Source organism: Paenibacillus sp. JCM 9796 (genome assembly GCF_055379675.1).
The window spans coordinates 3,493,841-3,506,571 of the sequence record NZ_AP043723.1; the positions used below are offsets into that span (position 1 = coordinate 3,493,841).

10 protein-coding genes and 2 pseudogenes are annotated in these 12,731 nt (G+C 49.1%); 10 read left to right on the plus strand and 2 right to left on the minus strand.

From position 1 onward, the window contains the following. Nucleotides 1-15: 15 nt before the first annotated feature. Entirely contained in the window at nt 16-1,209 is a 1,194-nt protein-coding gene (gene lhgO / locus ACZ439_RS16850) for an L-2-hydroxyglutarate oxidase (protein WP_127608108.1), read from the minus strand. A gap of 345 nt (nt 1,210-1,554) precedes the next feature. Between lhgO and ACZ439_RS16855 the strand changes: the two genes are divergently transcribed. The 6 genes from ACZ439_RS16855 to ACZ439_RS16880 all read left to right on the plus strand — a co-directional run bounded on the left by ACZ439_RS16855 (nt 1,555) and on the right by ACZ439_RS16880 (nt 8,165). Next, entirely contained in the window at nt 1,555-2,202 is a 648-nt protein-coding gene (locus ACZ439_RS16855) for an MBL fold metallo-hydrolase (protein ID WP_164751833.1), read from the plus strand. Nucleotides 2,203-2,222: 20 nt separating this feature from the next. Next, the gene (locus ACZ439_RS16860; RefSeq protein WP_054796976.1) at nt 2,223-3,092 is read left to right on the plus strand and encodes a DUF6282 family protein; all 870 of its coding nucleotides are present in this window, start codon (nt 2,223-2,225) and stop codon (nt 3,090-3,092) included. A 26-nt stretch (nt 3,093-3,118) separates the two neighbouring features. After that, on the plus strand, nt 3,119-4,375 hold the full coding sequence (locus ACZ439_RS16865; protein ID WP_464619955.1) for an MFS transporter: 1,257 nt from the start codon (nt 3,119-3,121) through the stop codon (nt 4,373-4,375). A 360-nt stretch (nt 4,376-4,735) separates the two neighbouring features. Continuing rightward, nucleotides 4,736-5,425, plus strand: a complete 690-nt coding sequence (locus tag ACZ439_RS16870) for a FadR/GntR family transcriptional regulator (RefSeq protein WP_127608104.1) — start codon at nt 4,736-4,738, stop codon at nt 5,423-5,425. 32 nt (nt 5,426-5,457) lie between these two features. Continuing rightward, a complete protein-coding gene (locus ACZ439_RS16875) occupies nt 5,458-6,861 on the plus strand; it encodes an FAD-binding oxidoreductase (protein ID WP_127608144.1) in 1,404 nt (467 codons plus the stop codon). Beyond that, entirely contained in the window at nt 6,858-8,165 is a 1,308-nt protein-coding gene (locus ACZ439_RS16880) for a (Fe-S)-binding protein (protein WP_127608103.1), read from the plus strand. The genes ACZ439_RS16875 and ACZ439_RS16880 overlap by 4 nt, the downstream gene beginning before the upstream one ends. A 131-nt stretch (nt 8,166-8,296) precedes the next feature. Here the strand turns inward: ACZ439_RS16880 and ACZ439_RS16885 are convergent. Next, nucleotides 8,297-8,404 (minus strand): annotated as a pseudogene (locus ACZ439_RS16885) (LysR family transcriptional regulator); the annotation flags it as partial. A 256-nt stretch (nt 8,405-8,660) separates the two neighbouring features. On the opposite strand from ACZ439_RS16885, the pseudogene ACZ439_RS16890 reads away from it, so the two are divergent. From ACZ439_RS16890 to ltrA, 4 genes and pseudogenes are all read left to right on the plus strand, one after another. Continuing rightward, nucleotides 8,661-8,729 (plus strand): annotated as a pseudogene (locus ACZ439_RS16890) (hypothetical protein); the annotation flags it as partial. 331 nt (nt 8,730-9,060) lie between these two features. After that, nucleotides 9,061-9,378: an ABC transporter permease gene (locus tag ACZ439_RS16895; RefSeq protein WP_464619956.1), complete on the plus strand. Its 318-nt coding sequence runs from the start codon at nt 9,061-9,063 to the stop codon at nt 9,376-9,378. Between the two features lie 92 nt (nt 9,379-9,470). After that, entirely contained in the window at nt 9,471-10,415 is a 945-nt protein-coding gene (locus ACZ439_RS16900; protein ID WP_464619957.1) for a DMT family transporter, read from the plus strand. 663 nt (nt 10,416-11,078) lie between these two features. Then, nucleotides 11,079-12,515, plus strand: a complete 1,437-nt coding sequence (gene ltrA / locus ACZ439_RS16905; protein ID WP_464619958.1) for a group II intron reverse transcriptase/maturase — start codon at nt 11,079-11,081, stop codon at nt 12,513-12,515. Nucleotides 12,516-12,731: the final 216 nt, after the last annotated feature.

The following is a 12,731-nucleotide window of genomic DNA, read 5'->3' on the forward strand; positions in this document are numbered from 1 at the left end:
AGGAAGGAGCGGAGCTTAATGTACCGGTTCCGGTATGCGCTCGCAAATGGTTCGGCCGATCGCCAAAGAAGCGGTCGCCGCCGGCGAGGGAGCGTTCAGGATATGAATGGAACGCGGATTGCTCACGATCATGAAGTCATCCACCAGTTTTCCATCCTTCGTAAGCGCCTGCGCCCTGACCCCGTTCTCCGATTTAACCAAATCGTCTTCCCGGATTTCGGGTATTAACCGTTGAAGACTGCGGACGAACACTTTTTTGCTCCAAGAACGGGCCATTTCTTTCCAGCCTTCGCCGATGTTCTGCCGGGCAATTTTCCAAAAGGCAGGATACATCATGACTTCAGTAAAATCTTTAAAGTTAAAATCGGATTTGCGATAACCTTCCCGTTTAAAGCTTAACACGGCGTTTGGACCCGCATGGACATGGCCGTCGATCATACGGGTAAAGTGAACGCCCAGGAAAGGGAAATTCGGATTGGGCACCGGGTAGATCAAATGCTTAACCAAATGATGTTTTTCAGGCGTTAACTCATAATATTCGCCGCGAAAAGGCACGATTTTCATACCGGGCTTGAGTCCTTGGTTGGCGGCGATGCGATCGCAGTGCAGTCCCGCGCAATTGATCAGATAGCGGGTATGGAACGTTTGGGCTGAGCATTCGACTTGAATGCGGTCCGGACCCTCTACGATGTTTTCCACTTTGGTGCTTAAATGAATGTCTCCTCCTTGCTCCCGAATGACTTTGGCAAGCGCTTCCGCAACAGACTTGTATTTGACGATGCCGGCTGCTTTCACGTGAATCGCTCTTATTCCGTAGGCGTGGGGTTCAATTTCTTTGAGCTGACCGGAATCGATCATGGACACATCCAGTTTATTCTCAAGAGCGCGCGTATATAGACGGTTCAGCAGCGGCAGCTCCTCTTGCTCGGTCGCCACAATGACTTTGCCGCACATCTCGTAAGGAATATGATGCCGGTCGCAGAAAGCGCGCAGCAGCTCGCCTCCTTCTTTGGACAGATTGGCTTTCAAACTTCCGGGTTTGTAATAAATGCCGGAATGAATGACTCCGCTATTATGGCCTGTTTGATGAAAGGCAAGGGTGCTTTCCTTTTCAATGACGGCGATTTTGGCTTGCGGATATTTTTGAATGAGGGAATAGCAGGTGGAGAGACCGACGATACCGCCACCGATAATGAGATAATCGTACATTTTTTTATCACCTTTCTCTTGAGCAATAAGTATAAACTTGTAATACAATTATAGCGTTCATGTCATACAAATTAAATAAAAATTATTCATGGATTGCATATGGACATTTTGTGAATCTTATTGTATTCTTTTATTGCTTGGAAAAATAGGGGTAAAAAAAGAATATGGTCTTCAAGATCACGAAAATTTGTAATAACAATTTGTAGTACAAATATGATACAAGTTAGCCGAATTTACAATTCTCAAACAGAAAAGCGGTGGTTTTAAAGTATGCGGGTTGATCTCTTGTTTCAGGGCTTTCCAGGCCGTTCGAGTCGCGGGTTTCTTGGATGGAGCAGCTCCGTATTGATTCGACAGGAGGGGAAGTCGCCCATTCTGTTTGATACGGTGGGATTCAACGAGCGCGGCGCGCTTTTAACCAGATTACAAGAGCTAGGCGTGAACAGAGAGGATATAGGGACGGTTTTATTAAGTCACTTTCATTTTGATCACGCTGTCAATTACCCTCTTTTTCCTAATGCGACCTTTTATTTGCATGAAGAAGAAGTAACGCATATCGAGAACAATGGAGAAGCCGATCTTGCCGTTCCTGCCGAGATGTATCCGGCGCTGAGAGATTCCGGGAGATTATCGCTATTGTCCGGCAAATCGGGTGTCGTCGAAGGACTGAACTGGATCCATACCCCGGGCCATACGCCGGGACTGTACTCGATCCTTCTGGACTATCAAGGGAAAAAATGGGCGCTCGTATCCGACACCGTCAAGAACATATCCGAATTGATCACCGGTGAAGTTGCCATGACATGGGACGATGCAAGAAGCAGGGAGAGCATTAACGCCGTCAAACAATGGGCGGACATTGTCGTTCCGGGCCATGACCGGTTGCTGGAGATCCGAAGAACCGGACAGCAGGTCGAAGTCGTGCCCTTAAATGAAAGCGTTATAGATATTATCGTTCCGTGGAAGGACGAGAAATTCTCTATAAAGATTTAAGACAAGAGAAGGTGAGATTCATGAACCATTTGAAGGGTGCTATCGACATTCACGTTCATTCCAGTCCGAGCATCTTTCCCAGATCGGTCAATGATTTGGAGCTGGCGGAACAAGCGAAAAAGGCGGGGATGCGCGCGATTGTATTAAAGGCGCACGAAGAATCGACGGTTTCCAGAGCGAAACTGGTCAGTAAAGTGATCGACGGAATCGAGGTTTACGGTTCCCTTGTTCTGAATGAGTATGTGGGAGGTCTTAACCCTTATGCCGTTGATATGGCGATTCAACAAGGCGCCAAATTGATCTGGATGCCCACAGGATCGGCCAAACATCATCTTGAGCATTACGGGGGAAAGAGCGACTACAAGGAAATGAAATCGACGATTCGTTTATTGCCCCAGAAAGGGATTACGGTTCTTGCGGAAGACGGCCGCTTGCTTCCCGTCGTCTATGACATTATCGATTTAATTAAGGGCAGCGGGGCCGTATTGGCTACGGGTCATTTATCCCCTCTGGAAACCCGGATTGTCGTGGAAGCAGCCGTTTCACGAGGGGTTGAGAAGGTGCTTGTCGCCCATCCCGATTTGAAAATTAATAAGATGGACCTGTCTCTCCAAATTGAATTAGTGAAAATGGGCGCTTATGTAGAGAAGTCCATGTTAACGTTGATGCCGCTGTGGAAATCGATCGAGCCGGATGAGCTTGTTCAAGGCATTCGTCAGATCGGGCTTGATAAATGCATCCTGCAAACCGATTTTGGCCAAGCGAATCATCCGACGCCTGCGGAAGGGTATAACCATTTCATACAAATCTTGCTGGAGCACGGTTTGACGGAAAAAGAGGTTGAACAAATGGCCTGTTCCAACCCGGCCGAATTAATCGGGCTAACTTAAATACAAGTAAAGGGAGGATCAAACAAATGGCTCAAGTACAAGTATCGAATAAGCCATGGTATAAAGAGGTCACGAAAAACCAATGGAGAGCCTTGATTGCGGCAAGCTCCGGCTGGGCTCTGGATGCGATGGACGTCATGCTGTACTCCATGGTTCTTGTTCATGTGATGGCGGATTTACAGATGGACAAAACGACCGGCGGTTTTTTGGCAACGCTTACTTTGTTGAGTTCTGCCGTAGGCGGCATATTATTCGGCATGGTAGCAGACCGATACGGGCGTACCAAATCATTAATGCTAAGTATTTTCGTTTATTCGATCTTTACTTTCCTGTGCGGATTTTCTGAAACGGTTACGCAACTGGCTGTATTCCGTTTGCTGCTTGGCATTGGTATGGGTGGAGAATGGGTTGCCGGAGCGGCGTTAATTACAGAAACCTGGGATGCGAAGCATCGCGGTAAAGCTATGGGGTTTGTGCAAAGCGCTTGGGCCATCGGCTATGCGTTTGCCGCAATCGTAGCGGGCCTTATCTCTCCCTTGTGGGGCTGGAGAGGTGTTTTTTTCTTCGGTATTATCCCGGCTTTAGTCGCCATCTGGATTCGAAAAGGAACGAAAGAACCGGAAATATGGGAAAAAATGAAACAAGAATCTTCCAAAGTAAAACAAGCCAAGCCTAAATTGCTGGAGCTATTTTCGAGTAAAATTATTCGTTGGACCATGTTGGGCGCTGCTTTAAGCGTTTGCGCGCAATTCGGTTACTGGGGCTTATTTACCTGGATTCCGTCCTACTTGGGGACGCCGATCGATAAAGGCGGAGCCGGACTTGATATTCTCAAATCAACGACCTGGATTGTGATCATGCAAACGGGAGCCTGGTTCGGTTACGTAACATTCGGCTTTTTGGCCGATAAGATCGGACGGAGGAAGACATTTATCCTGTTTTTCGTCATGGCGGCCCTTCTGGTGCCCGTCTACGGGATGACGCATGATGCCACCTCTCTCTTATTGTTGGGACCTTTCGTCGCTTTCTTTGGGTCCGGGTATTTCAGCGGTTTCGGATCGGTTCTGGCCGAATTGTTCCCGACAGAAATTCGCGCAACCGGACAAGGCTTCTGTTATAATTTCGGACGCGGCATTGCTGCGACGGCTCCTACGGTAGTAGGTTTTATGGCGACAAGCATAGGGTTAGGCGCCGCGTTCGGCTTCCTTGCCATCGCCTTTGCGCTGGCTGCGCTGCTCGTCATAGCCTTCTTGCCTGAAACCAAGGGCAAGGTGTTGAACTAAGGCGCAAAACCTTCGCGCCCCCATATCCGAATAGGTCATGAATCCTAAAGTTCATTATGGGGGATCAACCCATAATGAACTTTTATTTTCAGGAGAACCTTTCATTGGGAGTGCGGCGACGCTTGTTGAGCTGCACGTAACCCGTACAAAGGATTCCGGCCTGAGATGTCGAAGTTATGGTCGTTCCGTTTGAGGGGCGCATAAGTTAATTTGTATTACAATATTCAGAGTTTTTCGGGACGAACTGAACGATTTGAAGCGAATCAATGGCATAATCTCGCAATTTATTTGACTTTATGCAACAAAAACCTTAATATTTGTAATACAAGTTAATACAATAAAAAGGAATTGGAGAACCAGATGTCTAAAGAAAAACTTTCGCAAATCATCTCTCGTGACTTGTTAAATATGATTGAGTCGGGAAAGTTCCCGCCGGGTTCGAAATTACCGACGGAGATGGAACTGGCGGCACATTTTGGCGTAAGCCGAATTCCTATACGGGAAGCGTTGAGTGTGCTTCGCGCAGCCGGTGTGATTAACTCGCGACAGGGCGGAGGAAGCTTTGTAGAAGAAAGAATCGGTTCGCCTATATTAAATAATCTCCGGATTGAGAACGATGATGCGGAGTGGATCAAATATTTATTTGAAATGAGAAAAATTTTAGAGCCTGAGGCTGCTTATTATGCTGCGTTGAGACGAACCCCCGAACAATTGGAACGAATGAGGCAGGCGCTTCAATGGCTGGAGGTTGAGCTTGCCGATGACAGCAAAATTGGAATGGAGCCCGATATGGAGTTCCACCGGTCGATCTTCTTAGCCACGCACAATCCGGTCATGATCCAGGCGATGGAGAACTTATCCTCCCTTTACGAGAGATCGTTAAAAATAACGCTCCAGTCCAATTTGGGTTTAAAAAAGAAACGGAAAGCCGTCTATAAAGAACATCAGGACATTTTATTAGCCATCGAAATGGAAGAACCGGAATTGGCCAAAATTCAGTGCGCCATTCATCTCAAGAATGCAGAGAAAAAGTTAAGCCTGTTCTTCTAAACAATCGGCAAAAGGAGGAAATCATGAAATCCATGACCGCTATTCATATCCAAGAGATTGCAAGCATCGTTCAAACCGGCAGAGTGCTGACGGATGAGAGCGATCGTTTCAGTTATTCTTTTGACGGCTCGTTTGGGACCTATCTTCCGGATATCGTCATACAAACGAAAAGTGTGGAAGAATTAGCGGAGCTGGTGAAATACGCCAATCGCGAGAAAATTCCCGTCTACCCGCGCGGTCAAGCGACCAGCTTAAGCGGCGGGCCTCTTCCGGTGAAGGGCGGTATGGTCATCGATTTATCCGTCATGGACGATCTGCTCGAGATTGATGAGGAAGATTTAGTCGCTGTCGTATCTCCGGGCGTGTTGACAGCCCATATTCATAAAGCGGCTGAAGCCAAAGGCCTGATGTACCCGCCTGACCCGAGCAGCTCCCATGTATCTACAATAGGAGGCAACTTGGCTGAGAATTCCGGAGGGCCGCGCGGATTGAAGTACGGCGTGACCAAGGACTACGTGATCGGGCTTGAAATGATTACGCCGCAAGGCGAAATCATTCGCACGGGAGGAAGAACGGTTAAAAATGTAACGGGGTATGATTTAACCAAGCTTATCGTTGGCTCGGAAGGCACCCTTGGTATTATTACAAAGGCGATTTTGCGCCTCATTCCGAAAACTCCCGCATCCGAAACCGTTATGGCTGTCTTTGACAGCCTGGTTGACGCAGGTAAAGCGATCTCGCAGATTTTATCCTCCGGCATACTGCCTTCCAAAATGGAGCTGATGGATCAGGCTTCTATGGTGGCCGTAGAGAACTACCAGCCGTCCGGCTTACCCCTGGATGCGGATGCGATGATCCTCATTGAACTTGACGGTCATCCTATGGCGGTGCGCGATGAGGCTGAACAAGTCTCAAAGGTATGCAAGGCGGCAGGAGCGAGGGAAGTGCGCGTTCCGCAAACGAAGGAAGAACAGGAAGACGTATGGAAGGCGAGAAAGCTCGTTTCTCCGGCTATTGCGAGGATCAAGCCGACCAAAATTTCAGAGGATGCGACCGTCCCCCGCAGCAAAATACCGGAAATGTGCCGCAGGCTGCAGCAGATTAAGGAAAAGTACCGGCTGCACCTTGTTGTTTTCGGTCATGCCGGGGACGGAAACCTGCATCCCAATATCATTGCCGACAAATCGGATAAAGAAGAAATGCTGCGCGTAGAGCAGGCGGTTGCCGAAATATTCGAAGCGGCCGTTGAGCTGGGCGGAACGTTATCGGGAGAACATGGCATCGGCACCATGAAAGCGCCTTTTATGGAGATGGAGCTGGGTGCGGCCGGCCTGGACATGATGAAGCGAATTAAGGAAGCGTGGGATCCGAACAACATTATGAATCCCGGCAAAATATTTCCCGAGCCCGGGCAAAAGTTGGTGTTGAGCGAATGAGTGACAACCTTGCGGCATTACGTAAAGAATTAAACTATGAGAAAACGAACCAATGCGTTCAATGCGGATATTGTTTGCCTGTCTGCCCGACTTATCTGACCATGGGTAAGGAAACGCATTCCCCGCGCGGACGGATTAATTTGGTGAAAATGGCCGGGGAGGGCAGGATAACGGACCTCTCTGTTTTAGAGGAGCCGCTCGATTTATGTCTGGGCTGCCGGGCTTGTGAAACCGTATGTCCCACAGGCGTAGAATACGGCGCCATTCTCGAATCCGCGCGCGCGGCCGTTACCCGTCGAAAAAAGCATTCTTTACCCGTCAAAATTTTGCGCAACACGTTGTTGAAGAAAGTTTTTCCCAGCCGTAAGGCGATGAATCTGATTGGCAATGCGATGTGGATCTATGAGAAGAGCGGCGCCCAAAAGCTGGCCAGAAAAAGCGGATTGACGAAAATGGCGCCCGCTCACTTAGGCGAATTCGAGGCGATCACATCGCCGGCGGTATCCCCTTGGGAACGGTCCAGTCTCCCTGCCTATACACCCGCTAAAGGAAGCAAAAAATATACCGTAGCGTTCTTTGTCGGCTGCGTTATGGACGCCATGTTCAGAAAAATTAATCAGCTGTCCATCCAGCTCCTTGCCGAGGTTGGCTGCGATGTCATCGTGGTTGAGAACCAAACCTGCTGCGGCGCGCTGCATGCCCATACGGGAGAAATGGAAGAAAGTAAAAGGCTGGCGAAAAGAAATATCGATGCGTTTGAACAAGCGGAGGCCGCCGATTTTATAGTCAACAACGCGGGCGGCTGCGGCGGGATGATGGTGGAATACGATCATTTGCTGGCCGATCAACCGCAATGGGCGGAACGGGCGCAAAGGTTTGCTCGGAAAACGAGAGATATATCCCAGATTCTTGCCTTATGTGGAGGAATTAAAGGAAAAGAACGGCCCGCTGAAAGGGTTACGTATCAGCGGTCTTGCCACATGACCAACGTTCAGCGTGTAACCCGGGAGCCGGTTCAATTGATTCGACAATTACCCAACGTCGAATTAGTCGAGATGAAAGAGGCGGATATGTGCTGCGGATCAGCCGGAATTTATAATATGGTTCATTACGAGGCCTCGATGGACATATTGGATCTCAAAATGGAACATGTCAAAGATACAAAGGCTACGACGATTGTCACTACCAATCCAGGCTGCCTGCTTCAGATGAAAGTAGGCATCGAGCGTGAAAATTTGGGAGGCAGCATGCGTGCGGTCCACCTGGTAGAGTACTTGGCGGAAGCCTATGGATTGAACGTGTAACCCAAGACAAGGATTATATACCTTTACCGCCGTTTATCGGGGTAGAGGTATTTTTTTATGACCGGCAAAGGCCTGTTACCCCTTAGCTGGCTGCCTTCATCCCATAACGGCAATTATAGACGCTCGGTTGAGCAAAAATCATCCGTAAGATCCCGAAAACCGAATCCCGCATTCATGCTGATAAAAGATTCGTCCTTGACTTCAATGAGATCGATGCTCTCCCGCTTGGCCAAGCGATTGCACAACTATATGCAGCTTCATCCGGAGCTTGCGAAAGATAAGGAGCTGCAGACGATCGTACAAAACGCGGATGTCGCGTCTACGGAAGCGAAAGCAGCGGACGACGGGCAAAAACAACAAGTCCAACGTATGAAAGCTTGGTTGGATAGCCAGTCCCGGTTTGCTGACGGCCTGCATCAATACGGTGACAAGCTGTCGCAAGCCGCTGAAAGCAGCCGGCAGCTTGCGGCTGGATTAGGACTGGCTTCGGCAGGAATGGACAAGTGGCAAGAAGGCTTTCAGAAGCTGAACGGCGGGATCGCGTCCTTGGCGGACGGGAGCAGGCAGCTGCAAACCGGCACCGTGCCGCTGGCCCAAGGCATGCTGCAGCTAGTAGACGGCAGCGGGGAATTATCGAAGAGCCTTGCGGCCGCAGCGCAGGAGACATCCGGCGTACATGCAAGCGACTCTTTGCTGAGCATGTTTTCCCGACCGGTGCAATTGAAGGAGAATCCAATCAATGCAGTGCCGAATTACGGTACGGCGATGGCTCCGTACTTTTTGGTGCTCGGATTATTTGTAGGCGGATTGATCGCGTCGAATATTATTCCGTTTAACCGAAAGGCGCATCAAGGAGTAGCGGGCGGCATCCTTCACCTGCATGACCTGTATTTTCATGCTGGTCGCGCTTTTTGGATCGCTTGGCCGCCTGGCGGCGATCTTTCTCTTAATTACGCAGCTTGCATCCTCGGGAGGAACCTTTCCGCTGCAACTGGCGCCTTCTTTTATTCAGTATGTAAGCAAGCTATTGCCGATGACTTATGCCGTGCAAGGCTTCCGCAGCGTAATTTCGACTGGAGATTGGAGTCAATATTGGCATAATACCGGAGCTTTGCTGGGATATATTCTGGTATTTGTAATCGTGGCCTGGTGCCTGATCGCAGCGAGCAATGAGAATAGGGTAACGGCTCAACCTGCCGGAGAGAGCGGCTAATTGATTAAAATAATCGTTTCTTTACAGCCCGGAGTGGCATATACTAACCTTAATGCTAAGGAAGAGTTTGCCTAAAAGGAGTCCGGTATCTCATGATTCGAAATTCGCCTTATGTGCTGCTTGTTATGGCCGCTTGTATTTGGGGAGGCAACTTTGTTGCCGGCAAAGCGCTTGTCACGCACATTCCGCCGCTGACGCTTGCCACTGTACGCTGGTGCATCGCCTTCCTGTGTCTGCTCCCTTTCCTGGGCAAGGAGGCATGGTCGCTGCGAGCCGAATTTCGTCGTCACTGGAAAATGATTGTTTTTCTTTCCGCGACCGGCGTAGCGGGTTTTAATACGTTAACGTATGTGGCCGTACAATTTACCAGTTCGATTAACGCCTCCTTAATGAATTCGGCAACTCCGATTATGGTCGTGATGTTGACTTGGTTGATGATCAAAGAGAAAATCGCCTGGTCTGCTTTTCCAGGGGTCCTTATTTCGATGGCGGGCGTATGTTGGATTATCGGTCGGGGCAGCTTGGAAGCCCTGACGGCGCTATCCTTTAATAAAGGCGATCTGTATATGCTGCTGGCCATTTTCATGTGGTCCTTGTACTCGGTCGGTATGAAAAGAGCGGCCGGGCTTTTTCCGGCGACTCCCTTCTTGCTGGTGCAGGTCGCGGCAGCTTTGCTGCTCTTGATCCCGCTCTCCGCCGTTGAACTGGTCATGCTCTCGCCTGAAATCGACTGGAGTCCGTCTTCGATTGTCGGGCTGCTGTATATCGGCTTGTTCGCTTCCATCGTCGCCTTTCTATCGTGGAATCGCGCCATTGAATTAGCCGGTCCGCAGCGCTGCGCCGGGTTTCTTAATCTGATTCCTTTGTTCAGCGCCATATTTGCGACGGCTTTTACAGGAGAATCCATTCATTTATATCATCTGCTGGGCACCGTGTTGATCGTTACAGGCGTGTATCTTACGAATCGCGCAATCAAGCATCAGCAAATTCGAGGCAGGCCGAAGGTAGGCGAATACGCAATGACGAAGAACCCTTGATGGATCAAGGGTTCTTTTATGTGCGACGGGCAGTCGTGTCACTAGCGCAATGGCGCTATGAGCTATCTATTAAAGGCGGCGGCAACGATACCGTAGGTAAAAACGAGCCAAGAGCCGAGAACGATACTTTTCTCGAAGGTGAAAGTCCTTCCTCAAGAGTTCTGGTACAGCTTGAGAAACCTAATCTAGGGCAAGGATTGCGAGGTGCTTGTCTGAAGGAGATGCGGGATGTCGAGAGACCCGTAGGTGGATGAGCAGACCCAAATGCGAAAGCGTGAAGCACGAAGCGGCGGGGTAAGTCGGCGACTGTGCGTAAATAACGGGAAGCCTGCGGAACGGCAAACCGTTGCTCAAGGAGCCAGACGAGCAGCGGTGGCTTATCATGTGAAGGTGCTGGGTATGTTCAGAAGGAAGACACGATGACCCCGTGAGATTCTCTGTCCTCCCTGTAAAGGATGGCTATCTATAAGGCTTCGCCGAAGTGGTACCCATGTCAGAGAATTCAGACGTTCTCATAGTACGGAAGTAGGCAGACGACCAAACGTCTGCTGAACGGAAGGGGAACGACCTCGTGGACGAACACTTGAATGTAGCGTCGAACAACCGTAACGATACCGCGGTAAGAACGAACGGAATGGACGCAATGAAAGGTGAGAGATAGACTTGAATCAGGAATTAAAGCTAAAATGGCACAGCATCTACGGACAGATTCTGTTTGAAAGACGACTTCATGAAGCATGGAAACAAGTAAAAGAAAACAAGGGAGCAGGAGGTATCGACGGGGTAACGTTGGAGGCGTACGAGAAGAAACTGGAACACAATCTCACCATGCTCCTGAACAAACTCAGAGCCAGAGAATACGTACCTTCTCCGGTCCGAAGACGTTACATACCGAAGAAAAACGGAAAACTACGACCGCTTGGAATTCCAAACATCGAAGATCGAATCGTACAACAAGCTATAGTCAATGTACTACAGCCGAAGTGCGAAGAATCCATCTTTCATCGATGGTCATGCGGATACCGCCCAAACTATGGAGCAAAACGGGTAGCCCAAATCATCCTATGGAACATTGAAACGGATCATCATTACATCTATGACTGTGACATACGGAGCTTTTTCGATAAAATCCCGCACAAGAATCTCATACGTGTGCTGACGAAATATATAGCCGATGGAACTGTCTTAGATATGATCTGGAAATGGCTGAAGGCAGGATATATGGAGGAAGGGAAATACCACGAGGTAGATTCCGGCACTCCACAGGGTGGCGTGGTGTCGCCGTTGCTTGCGAATCTGTATCTAAACGAGCTGGATTGGAAACTAGAGGAACATGGCATACGGTTCGTACGTTATGCCGATGACTTCTTGCTCTTCGCCAAAACAGAAGAGGAAATTAAGAAAGCCGCGGAGATCACCCAAGCAATGCTACAAGAGCTAGGACTCGAAGTGGCTATGGAGAAAACGAAGACGGTTAACTTCAAGGACGACGACTTCGACTTTCTTGGCTTCACCTTCGAGCATTGGCGAGAACGCAAGAAGGACGGCAAGCGATACTTCATAGCGAAGCCAAAGGATAGCACGTGGAAGGACTTCAAACAAAAGATCAAAGTGAAAACGAAGAAGACCTTGACACTGAACAAAAAGGCATGGTTGGAACGAGTAAACCCCATCGTTCGGGGGAAAGTAAACTACTTCCTAAACTTGTACCATGCGATGGAGGAAAACAAGAAATACGGACAAGAAAGCCGTTGCTTCGTAAATGCCTGTCGAAACAACCTACTCGACATCGACGGCTATATCCGCCAGAGATTGAGAGTTGCCATGATCCACAAGCATCCGAGTCAGAGAAAAGGACATGCGATGAAAACCAAATGGAACAACGAGTTCTTTGCCCGAATAGGGCTAGTCCCTGCCCATTGGCTGTACATTCATGAGCAGTACGGTTACTCCCTTGAAGAATATCTAGACTACATGAAGCGGCGTCAAACAGTTAAACAAGAACGTAAAGTACAGAAAGCAAAAGAATGCGGTGAAGAGTATTACACTCCCGACCGCGTCCGCAAGATGCAGTATTCCCAGAGATTAGCGACATTCTGAATTCAAGTTGAATCACGTTGGTGAGCCGTATGCCTTAGTAGGGCACGTACGGTTCGATAAGGGGGAAACCATGAGAGTGGTTTCCCTACTTTATTTCGACTGCGTGCGACCAAGAAACAGGGGTATTATTTTTATGGCGAATTTGTTAAAATATTGAAGCGGGTTACGCATCTTTACGGGGGGGTGAACGACAGCGGGGAACATGTTGATCGCAAA